This is a genomic window from Coleofasciculus sp. G1-WW12-02 (assembly GCF_040219735.1).
In the GTDB taxonomy this organism is placed as follows: domain Bacteria; phylum Cyanobacteriota; class Cyanobacteriia; order Cyanobacteriales; family Coleofasciculaceae; genus Coleofasciculus.
The window spans coordinates 1-20,124 of record NZ_JAVJRX010000099.1 but is presented as its reverse complement, the minus strand read 5'-3'; the positions used below and the strand labels follow the sequence as shown (position 1 = coordinate 20,124).

Here is a 20,124-nt window from a genome sequence, read left to right as displayed (position 1 = left end):
TCGGTTCTAGAGCAGCAAACTGGCTATCGCATCCGCTGGTAGGTCTTTAACACTTGCCGATAACGTAGTGCGCTTAGCACTTAGGCTGGTAAGCACAGCTTTAACTTATTTGGCTAAAGCTCCGTGTCCCTTCGCTTCGCTTATCGGGCAAGCTTTAGACCGGGGTTGCTTACCCTAAGTTAAATCGCCTCACCTAAAATGAGCTGTTGTCGATGACTGTGCAATAACTGGAATTCCTGTTGCACCACCTGCTCTAACATATAAATGATATCTTCAGGTCGCAGCAGGGTGCCGTCATTCCGACAACTGCCAACATAACGTAACACGGCAGGTTGAGACGGGGCGTCTGTTTTAACTTCTATCACTTCTAACTCAAATAAGCGATCGCGTAAATTCACAGACTTCTTTTTCCCCGACTTGGTTCGCTTCTGTTGCCAAATCGCCTCAGCCTGGTTTACCGCCTCAACCCAGTCTTTCCACTGTTCCAGCGACGCTGATCCCGCTTCGGCTACCACCTCAAGCCGATACTCCGCTTTCTCTAATAGTCGGGTTGTCGCTAGAACCTTTAAATCCACTTCTTCAACCTGATAAACCGGGATATCCGGCGGAAGCTGCTCCCCTAGCCGTTGCTGAAACTCTGCCACATCCATCGACTCGGTTAACTCAAAGTCGGCAATCTCACCACTACTAGACATCCCTAATGACAACGCATTAGCGATCATAATCCTCGGTCCAGGATGATATCCCCCACTAAAGGTAATCGGTAAGGATGCCCGTCTCACAGCACGGTCAAATAACCGGACTAAATCCAAATGACTGACTAATGTCATTTCGCCCAACTTACCGTACCACACCCGCAACCGCTGTGCTTTGTGTTGATTTGGCTTAAAGTGACCTGTAAATTCAGGAATTTGCGGCGGTTCAAAGACAATATTATGACCAAAATCGGTGCCACAGATCCCACAGTGAGAACAGCCCTCAAAGGCACAATCTGGGACAGTCGCCGCGTCTAGGGCGCGTTGTAAGTCTTCGATTAGCCAGTTTTTATCAATCCCGGTATCAATATGATCCCAGGGTAAGGGAGAAAGGGTGTAGGGGCGGGTTTCATTACTATCCTTTGCTTTATACCCAGATGCAACTAAACCCGCCCTGTCTAAGTGCGAGAGTGTTGAATCTTCAAACACATTCCATTCGCCGTTTTCGATTTGGCGATATTTCCAGGTAAGATCAGATTCTGCGATCGCGCCTTCCCAAGCGGCAAAAGCTTTATCTAAACTTTCCCACCACGCATCCATTCCCGCACCCAATTCCCACGCCCGACGCACCACCGCCGCCAAACGCCTGTCACCCCGCCCGACAAAGTCTTCCATTGCCGAAATTCGCACGTCGGTATAGTTGACTTTCACACCCTTAATCCGGCGAAAAGCATCGCGTAATAATTTTTGCTTGCGGATAAACTCAGACGTAGACACCGAATGCCACTGAAACGGCGTATGCGGCTTGGGTGTAAAGTTAGAAATAGTAATATTAAAGCTGAAACGCTTACGCCCCGATGCCCGACATTCTTGCTGCAACCACCTCACCGTTTCAGCGATCCCGATCACATCCACATCGGTTTCACCGGGCAAGCCAATCATAAAGTAGAGTTTAACTTTATCCCACCCTTGCTCAAACGCTGTCTTTACACCCCGCAGCAATTCTTCGTTCGTCAATCCCTTATTCACAATATCCCGCATCCGCTGGGTTCCGGCTTCTGGGGCAAAGGTTAAACCGCTTTTGCGCGTACCGCCGATAATATTGGCAATATTTTCATCAAAACGATCAACCCGTTGGCTGGGAAGAGACAGGGAGATATTCTCATCTTTGAGACGATTCTTTACTTCCAATCCCACGGCGGGTAGGGACAGGTAATCGGAACAGGAGAGGGAAAGCAGGGAAAACTCATTATATCCCGTCGCCCGCATCCCCTTCGCGATCGCATCGACTACCTGCTCCGGTTCTACATCCCTGGCGGGGCGGGTTAACATTCCCGGTTGACAGAAACGACATCCTCTGGTACAACCGCGCCGAACTTCAATCGTCAGCCGATCATGAACAGTTTCTATATAGGGTACCAATCCAATGGAATACTCTGGCATTGGCGTGGCGACTCGCCGCAGAATCCGCGCTGGTACATCAGCACGATTGGGATGAACTGAACCATCCTCTGCCATGTCGTAGAATTGAGGTACATAAACGCCGGGGATCTGCGCTAAGTCTAAGAGTAATTCTTTGCGAGTTAATCCGGCGGCTTTGCCTTGTTCGATAACTAAACCAATTTCGGGGAGTAATTCTTCCCCATCACCTAGCGCCACGAAGTCTAAAAAGTCGGCGTAGGGTTCTGGGTTGGATGTCGCAGTTTGTCCCCCAGCAAAAATCAGGGGGATTGCGGTGATGCTATGATTTGCCCGTTCTTGCCAAGTGAGGGGAATTTGGGCTAAGGAGAGCATTTCCAGGATATTTGTCGCCCCAAGTTCATAGCTGAGGCTAAATCCCAGGATATCAAACTCTGTGAGCGATCGCCGATTTTCGACAGCAAACAGGGGTGTCTGAGTTTCCCGCAATTTCGCGGCTAAATCCGGCGCAGGTAAGTACGCGCGATCGCAAAGTTGTCGAGGTTGAGTGTTTAGGATGTTGTAGAGAATAATATGCCCTAAATTAGATGCACCCACTTCATAGACTTCTGGGTAGGTTAACACCCAGCGCACCTTAGCGGCGTCCCAGGGTTTATGAACAGCACCTAACTCGTTTCCCAGGTAGCGGGCTGGTTTGATGATGTCTTTGGTCAGTAGTTTCTCAGGTACGATCGTCATGACAACCTTGCCCCTCTGATCAGGTACGGTTAACCCTTACAACTCATCCATCTTACAGAAGACTGGCAATAATGCCTAATGGTCGTCAGACTATTGTTCTGTGACTTTCTCCAGGAAGCCAAAAAGAATGAATCAGGGGAGTGTACAATTCACCGACTTTATGATATTATTCCTGTTTCTACAGATCAGGGGCATCTGTTTTACAGAATTATCAGGGTACACTACTAACTTTTGGGTTAGCTGACAGCCAAAGAATCAAGCGAATGCCATTGTCCTGCTTTGGTTTTCTGCTTTATTTGTCAAGGTTGCCAAGAAAGCCTCATAGCTGTCAAAGATTTCCATGGCTTGATCCAGTTGAGTCAGCTCAAAAATTATCCGAACCGAATCCCCCACACGGCAAATGCTAAAGCGCTGGTTTCGCTGTTGCGCTAAACGTAACGCTGATACTAAGATACCCAAGCCCGCACTGTCCAAGGACTCTACCTGCTCCATGTCAATCAGCACCGTCGAATAGCGATCCGACAAAATAGCCGATTTCAGTTGGTGGTCAAATTCTAACGCATTGGAGGCATTGACCTGACCCGTTGGTCTAACGATTGATAATTTGGAGTTTAAAGTTGTGATTTCCATAGCTCGCTCCTGGTGATTTGTGTAGGTTAAGACATTTGACTAGAGAATCCACCTAAAGATAGCGCGTCACTTCTTAAAGTTGCTACAATTTTTCATTAACACTGGGTTAAGTGGGTTAAGATTCTTCTGTGTGGGGTCTTTGTTTCACTTTAATTTTTAGTTTTCCGTAAAAAAATATGGATTTTTGTATCCAAATATACTAAGGTATAACTACTTAGTTAAGGAAGCAATAGCCCACAATTTATGCTTCACGAAAAGTTTATCCTTAACACCAGTTGTTTTACTATTTATAGTTAGGAACTTATCTGTGGCATCTTCCTTTAGATATAGAATAAAACTAATTTCTTTGACTATATTACAATTTTTTAACAATTGTCAAGAAATTAAATATGTTATTCTCTTAGCCGGAGAGGGCTTACCTGCGATAGACTGTCGGCAGGGAGGGTTTTTCGTCTTTTGGGGCAAGGTGTCTACCGAGCTATCAAGGAAATTAATAAAACTATTTTCGCTAAAAAAACAGTGATATAGATCACTAAATAAATTGATTAGAATCACGTTCTAGGCTAGTAATTCCCCAGAGAATTGATCTAGTATGGAATTCTGTGCAATAAGAGAGTGAAAACCACCTACGTTATCCGCCATTTGGTTGAAAGAGCGCTTTATATCAGGCAACTAACTCCTGATATAGAGAATGAAATTAACTACGAATTAACTCGCTTAGGATATATTTCCGATGCCGATTACGAAGCCCTTGAATTATTAATGGCTGAGATGGATGCGGGTAGAATCCGCTTAGTTCCCAGTGTTTAGAGAGTCACCTTAATCATCACCAGCGAGACAGGAAATGAAAAAAGGGTCAATGCAACGACTAAGTATTTTTTCATTGCCTTATGCCTTATGCCTTATCCTATACTGAGTCCTGACTAATGCTCTAGGCAAAATATAAGCCATAATTCAAGGAAATCTTATGACCCTTATAGAGTGGATTTCAGGGATGATTCAAACTCCTGGGAATAGGTTTGCCAAACTTCAGCAATAAAATCAGCAAGTTGATGGCGAGTATCAGAATTATCTTTCGGGTGGTGATGCAAGTCTTCAAGTTGCGCTAATAGAGGAATTACCTCCGTATCCCAAACAAGTCGTAAAAACTTTGTGGGCCAAAGTATGTCAGGTCCTTGACGCAAATCATACAATCTGAGAGATTGGGGTGTAACTTGGGTTATGTCTTCATTCTCAATTGGGGTGACGGCTAGCATCAAAGGGCGCAACCAACAAATCTGCCGCCATTCAACGACTTCTATCACTTCAGCATATAAATGGCGCGTTGCGTGTTCTAAACAAACAATCTGGTGAGGCTGAAAATTAATATGCTTGAGTGAGGAAATTGTAACCATTAGCTAATTCAGTGTAATGCTCTGATTGGTTGCACAATAGTCTCGACAATTAATCGCTTGTTCCGAATTGGCAACAGAGGGATGAATTGTACATTTGAGACGATAATCGTTGGTAAAAAATTGACAGTGACTACAAGGGATTTGATGCATGCGCTTGGCATTTGCTACACCGTCTTTAATCGTCAACCCGACTGTCATTAGGCTCAGGATTACTATTACCCAGGCTAGGCAAAAGCACAGGGGGATAAGAATGGGCTGAATCGCCTGAATTAGGGGGTAGAGAACTTGAAACACAATCTCTCCTGTCTGACAAACCAAGTAACATTATTATTAAAACTAATCTGAATGATTAGTTTCGGAAATTATACCAAATTTTGCCAGATCACGAGTACCGCAACCTGGGCAGTTAAAATTAACATCCTCCCCGGCGTAAACCCATGGGGATTCCTAGCAGTTAAAAAGGAATATCATCTAAATCTTTCTGAGTATCGGGAACCGAGGGAAAGTTTGGCTCTTTGGTTGGTTCGTAAGTCGGTTGATCAATTGGCGATGGGTAATCATATTCCTGATCTCTCGGTGCAGATACAGGTGCAGGGCTGCTATTAGGGGCAGGGCGCGATCGCATGGGAACAACATTCTCTGATTTCTTGGGTAATGATGGGATTGTCGTCGCCTGCATCGTTGGGGAAGCGGTAGCCGTTTGTAGCCCCATTTCTGTATCGGCACCCACTTTATGAACTCGATAGGTGGTTAATTCAGCCCGTTTTTCTTTAAATCCTTCGGGGCGCTCAATTGTATTCATACTCAAACGCCCTTCCAGTACTACAAGATCACCAACCCCATAGTTTTCCTTGATTTCTTGAGCCAAATTGCCCCAACCAACCACTTTGAGGGTTGCGGGTGGATCTTCGGAGCGCACACTGGGAAACTGCACCAGCATTTGGGCAATAGGGGTTTGATTATCCGAGGTGTAACGCAGTTCTGGATCTTGAATGATTTGTGCCATCAAGACGCAGCTATTCATCGTTAATATCTCCTAGGGCTTTGAGTAATCGGTCTAGTCACTGATTGACCATGAGTGCTAGTTGAGTAGGGCTTATGTTTGGGACGATTGGTCGTTTAAAAAACCATATTCCCCCATTTTATCATTCAGCAGACTTATGTTGACCATTTTAAAAAGGAGTCCGTTGTTTTGATACTCCCCGCCCTATAAGAGCGGGGATTCTTCCGTCACAGGGATTCCAGTGAATTTACCCTCAGAAAGCATCTTGACCGTGTATCCCACGGCTGCAAGTCCTCTTATACAGACTACTTGTGCTGCGGCTACATCTCTATCGGTGGTATAGCCGCAATGATGGCATTTATGTACACGCTCAGATAGCAACTTTTTACCCGTTTCTGTTAGGCAATTAGGGCAAGTCTGGCTAGTTTTATTAGCATCAGTTTTCCGGAAAAATACACCGCGTTTAAAGCAGCATTGCTCTAGTATTTGCAGAAATTGACCCCAACCAGCGTCTAGGCAGTGCTTACCTAGCATCCCTTTGGCTAGTGCTTTGAGGTTGAGACTTTCAGCAAATATCATCCCCGCCTCATCACATAAGTGATGGGCTAATCGAGAGTGGTAATTTTTCCTGATGTTGGCTATCCGTTCATGTAATCGACTAACTTTGGCTTGTGCCTTTTTCCGATTATTTGACCCTAACTTTTTCCGCGTCACTCTGTGCTGCAGCAATTTAAGCTTGCGTTCGAGGTGTTTAAACGGGCGTGGGTTAGGAAATAATTTTCCATTAGACACTGCCGCAAAATGACTAATCCCTACATCAATCCCGATAGCTTCCCCATGGGGCATAGGCTGAGGAACATCTAGATCCCATTCCAGGGTTAACATGACATACCAACCGGATGCCCGTTTAACCACACGGGCTTGCTTGATGGTTGCCCCTTCCGGGATTGGGCGTGATTGGTTAAACCTAACTAACCCAATCATGGGCAACTTAACCGCAGTCCCTTGAATGGGATCTTTCCCCAGTTGGGGGAAGACAAATGACCGCATCCGCCCTAGCTTCTTAAAGCGTGGGAACCCATGCTCCTGCTCCCACATACTGACAAACGCTTTCTCTAACCGCTTAAGTGTTTGCTGTAACACCTGCGAGTGAACCCGTTGTAGGTTTTGGCTTGTTTTTCGGTATGCGGTGAGTTGGATTGCTTGCTGGTTGTAGGTAGGTCTGGGAGTATCAGCCGGGATGATGTATTCGGATCGGAGTGAGCAAGCGTTAATCTGACAGCTACGAGACTTAAACCAATCCTTACGTTCCGCTAGCGCGTAATTGTATACGCGGCGGTTTTGTTCTAGCCAATCCTCAAAGACGGCTACTTGATTTTTTGTTGGTTTAAGCTTGAATTCGTAGGTTAGATTAAACACTTTACATCACCTCCGGACACCATTATACACACGTTTTAGCCATCGTCCAGGCGTTTGTTAAAGTCCCCCTAAAAGGGGGAGGTTTTAGACCCAAGTTTTCCGATAAGTTAACGTCCTCCTTATTTAATTTAGAACAAAAGTACTATATTGTCAGCAGGAAGGAGCAAGCCCTGACTGTAGAGACGTAGCATGCTACGTCTGGAACACCTCATCTTAGACAGCCGATTCAGCTTTGGGCAGTTCTAGCCCTTGCTGTTGTTCAATGAACTCTTGCACATAAGTGCGATATTTTCTCAGATTTGCATCAACCCAATCTCGGTCATCGCTGTTGGCAAAGACATGGACTAGGGTTTCTCCAGCATCCGGCAAAATCAACACCCAACTGTCTGTGTACCGATCCACTATTTTAACCCCATCAATGAGTTCTAAGTCCTCATTGGCATGGGTTTCGACTAAGTGGCGCATTAATGCCCCTTTCACCGTCCAAGGACAGCGCATGGTATAAGTTTTATGGCAAACCCGAGGCAATTCACTGCGAATCTGACCCAGCGAGCGCTCTTGAATCGTCAACATCTCAATCAACTTGGCGATGCAGAACATGGCATCAAAACCGGGATGGAGTTGAGGAAAAATAAAGCCCATTTCCTCAGAACCACCCAATATCACATTAGGATTAGTTTGAGACGCTTCCATCAACGCCGCCGGATTGGCTTTGGTGCGAATCACTCGACCATCATGACGACGGGCGATTTGTTCCACAGCACCGGAGGTATGAACCGGAACTACCACAGCACTGCGAGGATGAGCCGTCAGCATCACGCTAACCATCAGCGCAGTCAAGGTTTCCCCCCGCACGGGCATTCCGGATTCATCCACCAAGATAAGTTGTTCACCATTAGCGGACACCTGCACGCCAAAATTGGCTTTTAGGGCTTCAACCACTTGACCGAGTTGGGTGAGCAATCCTTCTCGTTCAGCGGCGGACATAGACATTTGATTTAAGCTGGCATTCAAGACAACTGCATCACAGCCAAATTTCGCCAACAAGACAGGAAGAACCGCCCCAGAAACCGCATAAGCATAATCAATTACTAATTTCGCGCCACTATTGTGAATCGCTTGCACATTTAAATGTCGCTCAAAGCCAACGCTATAGAGATCGAGTAACTGGCTGGGGTAGTTGACATTGCCAATTTCCGGAATCGGGGATCGGCGGAAGTCCTCTTTGAAGTAAGCCCCTTCAATTTTCTTCTCTTTGGCTTTGGAGATATTGATTCCGTGGGAATCAAAAATCTCAATCAGAATATAGTCGGGGCGATCAGGGTGTACCCGGACGTGAATCCCACCGATAACGGCTAGGGTAGGTACAACCAGACGAGCAATCGGGATGGCTGTGGCTTCCAAGTTCTGGACGTGAACCCCCACCGACATCAAGCCAGCAATTAGCGATCGCGATACCATGCGAGAGATACTCCGCTGGTCACGAGAGACGGTGACTTGAGAGCCTGGTTTTAAGGTCGATCCATAAGCCGCACCCAATTTGACGGCAAACTCTGGCGTAATATCAACATTAGCTAAGCCTTGAACGCCGCGCTGACCAAAAAGATTCCGCTGCGCTGTATTTCCCCAAATCAGGTTCATGTTTAAAATGGCACCTGATTCAATTTTCTTACTGGGCCAAACCCGCACGCTGGGGCTAATTTGTGCTTCTTCTCCCACCGTGGAGAGAGAACCGACAACCGCACCTTCTAAGACATGGGCGCGACGATCCACCCTTGTTCCTCGGGCAATGACACAAGCCCGCAGATGGACTTCATCGCCAATAATCGAACCATTCCATAAAATTGGACGCTTCAGGTCAGCGTAAGCCCCAACGGTAACATTATCTCCAATTATTGTTCCTGCCTCAATATTTACCCCTGGACCAATGCGACAATTACTGCCAATCAGGGCTGGGGTTTCTATTTTAGCCGTCGCGTCAATGGAGGTATTTTGTCCCACCCATAGTCCGGGTTTTTGTTGTTCGTAGGCAAAGTCAATCTCTACTTTTTGATGCAAGGCGTCGTACTGGGATTCGCGGTAAGCATCCAGGTGTCCCACATCACACCAGTATCCATCCGCGACAAAGCCATACATCGGTTCCCCTTTTTCTAGGAGTAGGGGAAACAGGTCTTTAGAAAAGTCAGATTCTGTGCTTTCAGGCAGGTAATCTAAGACAGAGGGTTCTAAGATGTAAGTGCCGGTGTTTACTGTATCTGAGAAAATCTCACTGGTTGAGGGTTTTTCTAAGAAGCGGCGAATCCGCATGTTCTCATCGGTAATCACCACACCAAATTCTACGGGATTGGGGACGCGGTACAGGACAATCGTGGCTTTAGAGTGACGGCTTTTGTGGAATTCAATGGCAGCTTTTAAATCAAAGTCCGTGATACTGTCACCACTGATGACAATGAAGGTATCATCAAGTAATTCGGCAATGTTTTTCACGCAACCGGCAGTACCGAGGGGTTGGTCTTCTTCCACCGCATAAGTCATTTGCACGCCAAAGTCACTGCCATCTTGGAAATAATCCCGCATCACATCGGGGAGGTAGTACAGTGTAGCAATGACTTCTGTGATGTTATGTCGTTTGAGTAGGTTGATAATGTGTTCGGCGATCGGTCGATTGAGTATCGGCACCATGGGTTTGGGAAGATCACAGGTTAGCGGTCTCAGACGTGTTCCCGAACCGCCTGCCATCAGCACTGCTCGCATAAGTCCTCCTAAAAATTTTTGTGATTTACGGTGTTTGAACCGTAGATGTCCCTACCTATTGTCTCTTTTTACAGTTTCTGATAAGAAAAAGTGAGCTAGCAAGATTCTCCAAAGGGTAATGCTACAACTGAAATACATAGATAGACTAGAACTGAGTTTATGCTACTTTGACTTTGATCCCGGATCAATTCTACCTACGACTGAAACCTTGCCGCCCAAAGGCTGAAAGTTTGATACTTCAATTGATTCAATGATTTGTATTCCTCCAAAGGGAACCTGAGACGTTTTGGGGGAGTTGGTCTAAAATGGGTGAATAAGCAGGCTCGCTTTTGTTCGGCTGAGGCTTTAGGGTCGGTGTAAAACAGTCCCTGATTCGGTTTCTTGGGGGTTAAGTGCATGAAAGTATTAGTTCTGTTTCTCGTGTTGGGGATTTATGGCTACGGCGTTTGGAAGTTATGGACGGGGTTCAATCGGACTAACTTCTCCCGTAGCTTGCCTAACCGGATGTATTTGTCTCTGTTGTGGCCCGTTTTGATTGTGGCAAATAAGTCTTATCGGAAAAACTTTACCAAAGCGCTGAAAGGTCGGTAGGTTTTGCCAGAGAGTCAAAAACGCCTGTGGTTGATTGGTGGGACAAGTGAGAGTGTGCAGTTAGCGGAGGCGATCGCGTCTGTAGGTTTTCCTTGTCTGGTTACGGTGACAACAGTTGACGCCAAGTCACTTTATCCTCAAACGCCCAGCTTACAGGTACAAGTGGGGCGTTTGGATGGGAAGCAAATTAAGCAGCTTTGGCAACAGCAGCATATTACAGCCATAGTCGATGCATCTCATCCTTATGCGGTGGAAATTTCCCGAAACGCGATCGCGACAGCACAATGTTTCCAAATTCCCTACCTGCGTTTTGAACGTCCTACTGTTAAGGGAGATGGGGGAGATCAGGGCGGGTTTAGTCACATCAGGGTGACAACAAACGATAATCGCGAAACCCACCCCTACACATCGCTCAGGGCGGGTTTGGAGAAAACGTTATCATCAACAGCTTGCGCGAATTCCCTAAACCCACCCCTACAGACGAATAATGAACCGTCTGTGATTACCTTAGACAGCTTTGAAACGTTGGTGGCGGGTGAGTATTTGAACCAGCAACGGGTACTGTTGACAGTGGGTTGTAAAGTTTTATCCTTATTTCAAGACGGGCAAGGGCGATCAACTCTATTTGCCCGGATTCTTCCAGCGGTTACGTCTTTAGAGGCGGCTATCGCAGCCGGATTTAGTCGCGATCGCATTATAGCGCTACGCCCCCCCATACCCTTTGAATTAGAAATCGCACTCTGGCGTCACTGGGATATTTCACTGGTAGTCACTAAGGCGTCTGGGGTAGCTGGAGGAGAGGTGACGAAGCGACAAGTGGCGGCGCAGTTAGGAATTCCATTAATTGTCATTGATCGTCCGGTGGTAGAGTATCCACAGCAAACCAGTGATATCGCTGTAGCCTTAGAGTTTTGCCAGAGATATTTAACAACCTTATGATTATGTCTGATTCCCTCCATATCTATCCGTAGGGTATGATACATGATGAATAAGCTGTCGTGCATTTAAGTTGGGTATTAGTAGCGAGCAAGATGCTCGCACTACAAGGATGAGAGCCATTATTGACATTAAGGTTGCAATGGCGAACGGCTTCGGGAGCAATCAGGATATGGCGAGAATTGCCAATCTTTGCTCGAATCGGTGCCATGATTAGCTTATCTAATTCACGGGCATTTTGTTGAATTAGGGGAATGGGAATTTGATCACCCTTTTGGAACAGTTGACGAAAATCAGCTATTTTTTTCTCAATAGTATCGGCTGCACCTAAATCATCTCCGATACATCTCTAAGGCTTGACGCAACAGGGGTTCGGCTTCCGAGTAGCGTCCTTGACTTTGGTACAATCCTGCCAGATTATTCAGGGAAAGTGCCACAAGAGGATGTTCCTCTCCCAGGAGGCGTTTTCTCATCGCTAAAGCTTGGACATAGAGGGGTTCGGCATCACTGTAGCGTTCTTGACCTTGGTACAATAGAGCCAGATTATTCAGGGAGGTTGCCACATCAGGATGTTCCTCTCCCAGGAGACGTTTTCTCATCGCTAAAGCTTGGCGATAGAGAGGTTCAGCTTCACTGTAGCGTCCTTGACTAGAGTACAAAAATGCCAGATCATTCAGGGAGGTTGCCACATCAGGATGTTCCTCTCCCAGGAGACGTTTTTTCATCTCTAAGGCTTGGCGATAGAGGGGTTCGGCATCACTGTAGCGTCCTTGACTTTGGTACAATAGAGCCAGATTATTCAGGGAGGTTGCTACAGAAGGATGTTCCTCTCCCAGGAGACGTTTTCTCATCTCTAAAGCTTGGCGATAGAGGGGTTCGGCATCACTGTAGCGTCCTTGACTTTGGTACAATAGAGCCAGATTATTCAGGGAACTTGCCACATCAGGATGTTCCTCTCCCAGGAGGCGTTTATCCATCTCTAAAGCTTGGCGATAGAGGGGTTCGGCATCACTGTAGCGTCCTTGACTAGAGTACAAAAATGCCAGATTATGCAGGGAGGTTGCCACATCAGGATGTTCCTCTCCCAGGAGGCGTTTATACATCTCTAAGGCTTGACGCAACAGGGGTTCGGCATCACTGTAGCGTCCTTGACTAGAGTACAAATTTGCCAGATTATGCAGGGAACTTGCTACAGAAGGATGTTCCTCTCCCAGGAGACGTTTTCTCATCTCTAAGGCTTGGCGATAGAGGGGTTCGGCTTCAGAGTAGCGTCCTTGATTTTGGTACAATAGAGCCAGATTATGCAGGGAGTTTGCCACATCAGGATGTTCCTCTCCTAGGAGGCGTTTTCTCATCTCTAAAGCTTGGAGATAGAGAGGTTCAGCTTCAGAGTAGCGTCCTTGACTTTGGTACAATAGAGCCAGATTATTCAGGGAGGTTGCCACAGAAGGATGTTCCTCTCCTAGGAGGCGTTTTTTCATCTCTAAGGCTTGGCGATAGAGGGGTTCGGCATCACTGTAGCGTCCTTGACTAGAGTACAAATTTGCCAGATTATTCAGGGAGATTGCCACATCAGGATGTTCCTCTCCCAGGAGGCGTTTAAGCATCTGTAAAGCTTGGCGAAACAGGGGTTCGGCATCACTGTAGCGTCCTTGACTATCGTACAATGCTGCCAGATTATGCAGGGAGGCTGCCACATCAGGATGTTCCTCTCCCAGGAGGCGTTTATACATCTCTAAGGCTTGGCGATAGAAGGGTTCGGCTTGCTCGTAGCGTCCTTGATTTTGGTATAAAAGTCCTAAATAATTCAAACTATAGGAAATATCCAGATGGTCTTCCCCATGCACGTTCTGATAAAGCCTCAGCATCCGTTCGGCTAAGGGAATCGCTTCGTTATATTTCCCTTGATCATAAAGTTGTTCAACTTGCTCAAAGAGTTGGTCAGCTTCAGCTAAGTCATCGGTGAAGTTAGCAATGAGGGATTCAGGATGGGGGAGGGAAGACGGAGGCGGTGATTGACTCAGGGCGATTTGGGGTAGGGATAGGGATAATCCCGCTAGGGATAAGCCTGTAATGAGTAGGAGTGTGGGGGGATTTTGCCAAGTTGTCTTCATTAGAACTCCTCCGTTGTGGGAAACCCCGTGTCCCTTCGCTTCGCTTATCGGGCAAGCTTCAGACCGGGGAGGAACGCGCGGTAGCGGTTTAAGAAGCATACCCCTTTCGGGGTGGAGGGGTATGGTTGCCCCTCCAATGAGGTATGGTTGCCTCAATCTCCTTTCGGGTAAAGTTAGCTTCGCCAATGTTATCGGTCGGTAACTATCCAAAAAGCACTGTTTCAGTGACCTTAAAACTGTTTAACTTTTCGGTTCTAGAGCAGCAGACTAGCGGGAGCATCTACTGGTAGGTCTTGAACACTTGCCGATAACGTAGTCAGTTAAGACTTAAGCTGGTCAGAATGGCTTGTTAGATTTCTCTTTCAAGCCTCATGCCTTTAGGCTGAGGTTCCTGACGGTTGTTTCCTTTCCCAGGTTGAATGACCCAATGATTGCTTTAGTATATCCCTGGAGGGATGGGTTAAGTAGGTGGATACAATTAAAGTTAACGGTTGAGATTAGGCAACAGGCAATAGTGATGAAGTGCTATCCGCCTATTGAATAAAGGGCGCAGGTCGCGTCATCCGTGTCAACTTAAAAGTTTGTATAACTAGCGATCAAAGTTTAGATCCCCCTAAATCCCCCATGGAACAAAAAGCTCTCGCATCCTCTGGCTTCCCCCATGGAACAAAAAGCTCTCGCATCCTCTGGTCTCCCCCGTGCAATAAACGCGAAGCAACATCTGGTCTCCCCCTTTTTAAGGGGGACGGAAGGGGGATCTATAAGGGGGACGGAAGGGGGATCTCTTATTAAGTAAGTAAGGTTTTCAGCCTTAAGTTGACACCAATGCACGGAGCGTGTGCCCCTACGGATAAATATTGGGGAAATATGGGATAATTATCAAGTGCGATCGCGTATTGAATTAAGGGGTAAGGTGGGCAATGCCCACCCTACTAATTGGATGTTTAGGGATACTCGTTTAATCCCATCCAGTTTGACCCTAAATTCCCTTGGGGGTATGGGATATATCGAACAGGATTATAAAGTGCGATCGCGCATTACTTACTTTTTCCATCATTTTCAGTTAGCTCTCTTCTGACTTGAGCTTTCAGCCTTGGGTTTAAACTCAAGGTGAGTTAATGCTCCCCTAAACACGGCGCTGGAGAGCTATCAAGCCGATCTTGAGTGTCTATTGCTATAGTAAATACCTCTCTCTACACTAAATTTTCTATGCGTTTATCCACGATTAAAACCCTCGGTATAGCCACAAGCTTAACCAATATTGCCCTAGTTATCCTGCTGTGTCTGTGCAATTCCGTACAAGCTGCCAAGGATCAAGATGTGGAAAAGCTATTAGATGAAGGAGAATGTCCAACCTGTAATCTGCAGGAGGTACGTTTGAGGAGGCGGAATCTCAGAGGGTTTAACCTTGAAGGCGCTAACTTAGTCGAAGCAGATTTAAGAGAAGCTGATTTACAAGAAGCCCGACTTTCGGGGGCAAATTTAGAGGATGCGGATCTCAGAAATGCTAAACTCGCTAACGCTAATTTATTTCGTGCCAAACTCCTTAAAGTTGATCTACAAGAAGCAAATTTAGAAGCGGCTAATCTCCAGAATGCGAATTTGCAGTTTGCGGATTTGCGGAAAGCTAACCTGATGAATGCTTCATTACAGAATGCCAATCTGACTCGTGCCAATTTACAGGAAACGGATTTAAGACATGCTAAATTAGCCAATGCGTCTCTAGAAGGGGCCAATCTCAGTGACGCTAATTTAGAGGGAACTTCTTTAAAAGGGGTAAACCTCAAAGGCGCTAATTTAGAGAATACCAAGTTGTTTCGCACCGATTTAAGAGGAACCCAATTTAATAGTCAAACTATCCTGGATGACAAATGGTTATTTGTTTGGGAGTTAGTTAATCAAGGAATTGCCGGACAAGCCTTAGCGGGGGCGGATTTGTCCGGTGCGAATTTAGAAGGGTTGAATCTGGAAAATGCGAATTTAGAAAATTCAAATTTATCCGAAGCCTATTTATTTATCATTAATTTACGGGGTGCTAATCTTCAAGGCACTCAGTTAACTAATACTGAATTGCGCTATGCTGACCTGAGCAATGCTAATTTAACTAATGCCAACTTAAGAAATGCCGAACTGGGAAATGTTAATTTAGCCGGAGCCAATCTAGAAAATGCTAACCTGAGAACTGCCAAAATCAATGAAGAGACTACCCTTGATCCCAAATGGCGGCTGGTTTGGGAAATTGTCAATCAAGGGGCTGAGGAACGTCAATTGCGGGGGGCTAACTTATTTAATGCTGATTTAAGCGGAGCAAATTTCCGCAATGTGAATCTAAGCGGTGCTAGCCTGTATAATTCTGACCTCCAAAACACGAATTTTGCCGAAGCAACTTTGTTTCAAGCCGATTTAAGTAACGCTAATTTAGCGGGGGCAAATTTGGAGAAGGCGAATCTACAAGAGGCGAACCTGAGAGGCGCTAATCTAGAGGGGGCAAATCTTAGCCAAGCCAACCTCTGTGATGCCATTATGCCCGATGGGACACAACAATCGTGTGATTCGCCCCTACAACCCCGATAATCTCAATTTAGCAATAGGCGAAAAGCAGACACCATAAATTTTACAGCCTTGTGCCTTGTGCCTTTTCTATTAAAATATATTAAGTAATGTAAAGCCATAATCATGACCAGCGTTTTTACCGGAAAAACCCATCGCGTCGTTGTCATTGGTGCAGGAATTGGGGGTCTAACGGCTGGTGCACTCCTTGCCCGTCGAGGTTACTCGGTGTTAATCCTCGACCAAGGGTTTGTTCCTGGCGGATGTGCCTCCACATTTAAGCGTCGCGGCTTTACTTTTGATGTGGGGGCGACGCAAGTGGCAGGTTTAGAACCCGGTGGTATTCATCAGCGAATTTTTGAGGAGTTAGAAATTGATTTACCCGCCGCGACTCCCTGTGACCCCGGTTGTGCTGTATTTCTCCCTGGCGAAACCGAACCGATTAACGTGTGGCGCGACTCAGAAAAATGGGCAAAGGAACGGAAACGACAATTTTCGGGGAGTGAACCCTTCTGGCAACTGATGAGTACTCTATTCAATGCCAGTTGGAGATTTCAATCCCGTGATCCCGTATTACCCCCACGAAATCTCTGGGATTTGTGGCAATTAACCTCGGCGGTGCGTCCAGATACGTTGATTACGCTACCGTTTACGTTTATGACGGTGGGAGATGCATTGCGGGGCTATCGACTCTATGACAATCAGCGTTTGAGAACCTTTCTGGATTTACAGCTAAAGCTTTATTCCCAAGTCAATGCCGATGACACCGCTTTACTCTATGCTGCAACTGCCCTCGGCGTTTCCCAAGCCCCCCAAGGACTGTTTCACCTCAAAGGAAGTATGCAGGTGTTGAGCGATCGCCTAGTTGCCGCGTTGGAGAAATGGGGTGGTAAACTGCTGATGCGCCATACCGTGGAACAGATTCAGGTTTGTGACGGCAAGGTTATGGGCGTAACGGTGAGAAATCAGAAAACTGGGCAAGTTTGGACAGAATCAGCCGATGAAGTGGTGGCAAATGTCACCGCACAAAACTTGGTCAAGTTACTGGGAAACCAAGCGCCCAAGGGTTATCAGTATCGCGTCGATAAATTACCAAAAGCATCGGGTGCCTTTGTCATTTATCTGGGTGTTGACCAAAGGTCTATTCCTGTAGGTTGTCCGCCTCACCTGCAATTTCTCTACGATTACGACGGTGAGATTGGTGAAAATAACTCCCTATTTGTCTCGGTGAGTCAACCTGGTGATGGTCGCGCCCCAGACGGCAAAGCCACGATTATCGCCTCCTCGTTCACCGATACTCGGATGTGGTGGCAAGGTTCTAAGGAGGATTATGACCACTTAAAACAAAACTATACCCAAGACGCGATCGCACGGCTAGGTCAGTACTTTGACTTAACCCCTGAAACCATTATCCACCAAGAAACCGCAACACCCCGAACCTTTGCTTATTACACTGGACGCCATCAAGGAATCGTCGGCGGGATTGGTCAGCGAGTTCCGACATTCGGTCCGTTTGGCTTTGCCACTCGCACCCCCATCAATCACTTATGGTTAGTGGGAGATTCCACCCATCCCGGTGAAGGCACGGCTGGAGTTAGCTACTCAGCGCTTACGGCTGTGCGGCAAATTCAAGGGTGATGGGTCATTCGTTTATGTCATTCGTCATTAGACAGGGAATTCAAGAGCAGCTTCTGGTTCTATGTCATTGGGGAACAGAGAATATCCTCCCTTACCCTTGTGCCTCCTGATCCCTCAATTCAGAAAGATTCTTTAGCTGGTTTCAGGTACTCTAAAGAAAGAGTTTAACAGAATTGGGGTTTTTTCTTTGTTGGCTGCGTATAACTATTGGTATTATTTGGTTGGGTTGTAGGTCTTGTATATACATAGTTGTTTGGATTAGGGAAAACTGCCGTGGATGGGGGGAATCAGCAACGAATCTTAGGTTATTTCATCGAAGAGGCGAAAGAACACCTAGACACTCTCGAACAAGGGTTATTGAATGTGCAGCAGACTGCCCAAGACCCAGAGATGGTTAATGAGATGTTTCGTGCGGCGCATTCGGTCAAAGGGGGGGCGGCGATGCTTGGCTTTAGCAGTCTGCAAAAAGTTGCCCACCGCTTAGAGGATTGTTTGAAGATTCTCAAAGAACATCCAGTTAAGCTTGACCGTCATGTCGAGAGTTTATTCTTACAAGGCTACGACACTCTCAAAGACCTCATCGAACAACTCCAAGGACCCTTTGGTCTGCGGGATGATGAAGCCGATAAAATGGTCAAAGCCGCCGAACCGACGTTCAAGGAATTGCAGGCGTACCTGGAACGGTTAGTTGGTGGTGGTGAACCAAAAACTGCCGCCCCAGCACAACCAGCAAGGGGTGGAGCCAAAGCGGCGGGTCAAGCACCTGGAAACTTTTCTGCTCAGGTGACAGGTATCCTCAAGCAAATGTTGCAGCTATTCAAACAATCAGAAACACCCGCCAATCGTCAAAAGCTGCAAGAGCATTGCCATAAGCTAGCGAAACTCGCCCAAACGGTTGAACCGTGGCAACTTTTGGTGAAAAATGCTTCTGATGCGATCGCGAATTCGCAAAATTCGTTCCACTCTCTAGCACCTATCATTATTAAAGAACTCAAACAAGCTAGCGATCAAGTCCAACAAGGAAAAGAGAATGCTCTAAAGGCAAGTCCGGCGTTACAGAAATTAGCGAGAGCTACCCCCAGCCAAGGCGGTGCTAAACAGATTACGATTACTGTAGAACCCAAAGAGGCGGCTCGCGCGATCGTCAAAGCCTTTGATAAACGCCAACTCACTCAACTGACTAAATTACTTGTCCAAGCAACTCGCGCCCCTTCGTGACAAGATCCCCCCTAAATCTAAAGATTATAGTGGGGATCTTGTCGCCGGATTAAGATAAAAAACTGCACATTCCCACCCTATAAAGGAATGGGGAACTAGATCAAGATTAGTTGATAGATGGGGGCAGAGGGACTTGAACCCTCACGACCTTTTACGGTCAACGGATTTTCATTCTCACTGTAGCTTTCGCTACTGCCTTAATCAGCACTTGAGAATTGGACTCTCCCTTTACCCTCGGCTTTACGTTAGGGTAGCTCCCGTCGAGTCTCTGCACCTTCCGATAAGTTTTGAATTTTACCCCTTCGCTTCGCTCTAGGACATGGTGGGTGAATTTTGAGTTAGTTTGTTTTAACTCATAACTCAGCACACAACACTCAAAACTCTCTTATCGGCTTGGCTCAGGATTGCCCTATCTGTTTCCAGACGTAGGTTTCCCTGAGTTTGAGAGCATCCACTTGACAGATTTCTCCATCAAGGCTCAATTTACTTAAGTCCGTAGCGTCTACCATTCCGCCACGCCCCCCTGTCGGGTTGTGCTTCGGTATTAAAGTTTACCTCAAAACCTCCGCACTTGTCTATTGGAACATTAAATGGGGCAGATTGGCAACTAGAAAATCTGAGGAACCCGGACAAGGTAAGATAGTAAGGGCGATAAAGGAGGCTTAGGGTAGCCTGACACTGGGCTATTCAACTCTTGATTCTCCGATCGCCTATATTTGAGAGACCTGTTGCCGCTATAAGACAGACCATCGTCAGGAACCTCAGCCTAAAGGCATGAGGCTTGAAAGAGAAATCTAACAAGCCATTCTGACCAGCTTAAGTCTTAACTGACTACGTTATCGGCAAGTGTTCAAGACATACCAGTAAATGCTCCCGCTAGTCTACTGCTCTAGAACCGAAAAGTTAAACAGTTTTAAGGTCACTGAAACAGTGCTTTTTGGATAGTTACCGACCGATAACATTGGCGAAGCTAACTTTACCCGAAAGGAGACTGAGGCAACCATACCTCATCGGAGGGGCAACCA

General features: G+C 46.5%; 16 protein-coding genes. 7 read left to right on the top strand and 9 right to left on the bottom strand.

Features of this window, described 5'->3' with window-relative positions; genetic code table 11:
- Positions 1-179 precede the first annotated feature (179 nt).
- Together RID09_RS16010 and RID09_RS16005 are read right to left on the bottom strand one after the other, a co-directional pair.
- Entirely contained in the window at positions 180-2,852 is a 2,673-nt protein-coding gene (locus RID09_RS16010) for a TIGR03960 family B12-binding radical SAM protein (protein ID WP_446336921.1), read from the bottom strand.
- A 255-nt stretch (positions 2,853-3,107) separates the two neighbouring features.
- Complete coding sequence (locus tag RID09_RS16005; protein WP_446336920.1) at positions 3,108-3,482, bottom strand: STAS domain-containing protein; 375 nt, start codon at positions 3,480-3,482, stop codon at positions 3,108-3,110.
- A gap of 615 nt (positions 3,483-4,097) precedes the next feature.
- On the opposite strand from RID09_RS16005, the gene RID09_RS16000 reads away from it, so the two are divergent.
- Positions 4,098-4,292 carry a hypothetical protein gene (locus tag RID09_RS16000; protein WP_006098826.1) on the top strand — a complete coding sequence of 65 codons (195 nt, stop codon included), beginning with the start codon at positions 4,098-4,100 and terminating at the stop codon, positions 4,290-4,292.
- 164 nt (positions 4,293-4,456) lie between these two features.
- Here RID09_RS16000 and RID09_RS15995 read toward each other — a convergent pair whose 3' ends face one another.
- The 5 genes from RID09_RS15995 to RID09_RS15975 form a co-directional block, all read right to left on the bottom strand.
- Positions 4,457-4,876: a hypothetical protein gene (locus tag RID09_RS15995; protein ID WP_446336919.1), complete on the bottom strand. Its 420-nt coding sequence runs from the start codon at positions 4,874-4,876 to the stop codon at positions 4,457-4,459.
- Between the two features lie 3 nt (positions 4,877-4,879).
- Positions 4,880-5,170 carry a hypothetical protein gene (locus tag RID09_RS15990; RefSeq protein WP_446336918.1) on the bottom strand — a complete coding sequence of 97 codons (291 nt, stop codon included), beginning with the start codon at positions 5,168-5,170 and terminating at the stop codon, positions 4,880-4,882.
- 160 nt (positions 5,171-5,330) lie between these two features.
- Complete coding sequence (locus RID09_RS15985) at positions 5,331-5,900, bottom strand: single-stranded DNA-binding protein (protein WP_446336917.1); 570 nt, start codon at positions 5,898-5,900, stop codon at positions 5,331-5,333.
- A gap of 183 nt (positions 5,901-6,083) precedes the next feature.
- On the bottom strand, positions 6,084-7,298 hold the full coding sequence (locus RID09_RS15980; RefSeq protein WP_446336916.1) for an RNA-guided endonuclease InsQ/TnpB family protein: 1,215 nt from the start codon (positions 7,296-7,298) through the stop codon (positions 6,084-6,086).
- A 213-nt stretch (positions 7,299-7,511) separates the two neighbouring features.
- Positions 7,512-10,052, bottom strand: a complete 2,541-nt coding sequence (locus RID09_RS15975) for a sugar phosphate nucleotidyltransferase (protein ID WP_446336915.1) — start codon at positions 10,050-10,052, stop codon at positions 7,512-7,514.
- A 396-nt stretch (positions 10,053-10,448) separates the two neighbouring features.
- Between RID09_RS15975 and RID09_RS15970 the strand changes: the two genes are divergently transcribed.
- Together RID09_RS15970 and RID09_RS15965 are read left to right on the top strand one after the other, a co-directional pair.
- Positions 10,449-10,643, top strand: a complete 195-nt coding sequence (locus tag RID09_RS15970; RefSeq protein ID WP_446336914.1) for a hypothetical protein — start codon at positions 10,449-10,451, stop codon at positions 10,641-10,643.
- Positions 10,644-10,646: 3 nt separating this feature from the next.
- Complete coding sequence (locus RID09_RS15965; protein WP_446336913.1) at positions 10,647-11,582, top strand: precorrin-6A/cobalt-precorrin-6A reductase; 936 nt, start codon at positions 10,647-10,649, stop codon at positions 11,580-11,582.
- A 22-nt stretch (positions 11,583-11,604) separates the two neighbouring features.
- On the opposite strand, the gene RID09_RS15960 is transcribed toward RID09_RS15965, so the two are convergent.
- Both RID09_RS15960 and RID09_RS15955 read right to left on the bottom strand, forming a co-directional pair.
- The gene (locus RID09_RS15960) at positions 11,605-11,790 is read right to left on the bottom strand and encodes a hypothetical protein (RefSeq protein ID WP_446336912.1); all 186 of its coding nucleotides are present in this window, start codon (positions 11,788-11,790) and stop codon (positions 11,605-11,607) included.
- A gap of 121 nt (positions 11,791-11,911) precedes the next feature.
- Positions 11,912-13,693 carry a tetratricopeptide repeat protein gene (locus RID09_RS15955; RefSeq protein ID WP_446336911.1) on the bottom strand — a complete coding sequence of 594 codons (1,782 nt, stop codon included), beginning with the start codon at positions 13,691-13,693 and terminating at the stop codon, positions 11,912-11,914.
- A gap of 838 nt (positions 13,694-14,531) precedes the next feature.
- Between RID09_RS15955 and RID09_RS15950 the strand changes: the two genes are divergently transcribed.
- The 4 genes from RID09_RS15950 (at position 14,532) to RID09_RS15935 (ending at position 19,099) form a co-directional block, all read left to right on the top strand.
- Entirely contained in the window at positions 14,532-14,771 is a 240-nt protein-coding gene (locus tag RID09_RS15950) for a hypothetical protein (RefSeq protein ID WP_446336910.1), read from the top strand.
- Positions 14,772-14,902: 131 nt separating this feature from the next.
- Entirely contained in the window at positions 14,903-16,267 is a 1,365-nt protein-coding gene (locus RID09_RS15945; RefSeq protein ID WP_446336909.1) for a pentapeptide repeat-containing protein, read from the top strand.
- A 102-nt stretch (positions 16,268-16,369) separates the two neighbouring features.
- On the top strand, positions 16,370-17,881 hold the full coding sequence (gene crtD / locus RID09_RS15940; protein ID WP_446336908.1) for a C-3',4' desaturase CrtD: 1,512 nt from the start codon (positions 16,370-16,372) through the stop codon (positions 17,879-17,881).
- Positions 17,882-18,154: 273 nt separating this feature from the next.
- The gene (locus RID09_RS15935; RefSeq protein ID WP_446336907.1) at positions 18,155-19,099 is read left to right on the top strand and encodes an Hpt domain-containing protein; all 945 of its coding nucleotides are present in this window, start codon (positions 18,155-18,157) and stop codon (positions 19,097-19,099) included.
- Positions 19,100-20,124: the final 1,025 nt, after the last annotated feature.

Excerpts from the sequence above, each read along its gene's own strand:
- RID09_RS15995 (WP_446336919.1), bottom strand. The coding sequence starts at position 4,876 with ATGGTTACAATTTCCTCACTCAAGCATATTAATTTTCAGCCTCACCAG.
- RID09_RS16010 (WP_446336921.1), bottom strand. The coding sequence starts at position 2,852 with ATGACGATCGTACCTGAGAAACTACTGACCAAAGACATCATCAAACCA.
- RID09_RS15975 (WP_446336915.1), bottom strand. The coding sequence starts at position 10,052 with ATGCGAGCAGTGCTGATGGCAGGCGGTTCGGGAACACGTCTGAGACCG.
- RID09_RS15970 (WP_446336914.1), top strand. The coding sequence starts at position 10,449 with ATGAAAGTATTAGTTCTGTTTCTCGTGTTGGGGATTTATGGCTACGGC.
- crtD (WP_446336908.1), top strand. The coding sequence starts at position 16,370 with ATGACCAGCGTTTTTACCGGAAAAACCCATCGCGTCGTTGTCATTGGT.
- RID09_RS15985 (WP_446336917.1), bottom strand. The coding sequence starts at position 5,900 with ATGAATAGCTGCGTCTTGATGGCACAAATCATTCAAGATCCAGAACTG.
- RID09_RS15960 (WP_446336912.1), bottom strand. The coding sequence starts at position 11,790 with ATGGCACCGATTCGAGCAAAGATTGGCAATTCTCGCCATATCCTGATT.
- RID09_RS16005 (WP_446336920.1), bottom strand. The coding sequence starts at position 3,482 with ATGGAAATCACAACTTTAAACTCCAAATTATCAATCGTTAGACCAACG.
- RID09_RS15945 (WP_446336909.1), top strand. The coding sequence starts at position 14,903 with ATGCGTTTATCCACGATTAAAACCCTCGGTATAGCCACAAGCTTAACC.
- RID09_RS15955 (WP_446336911.1), bottom strand. The coding sequence starts at position 13,693 with ATGAAGACAACTTGGCAAAATCCCCCCACACTCCTACTCATTACAGGC.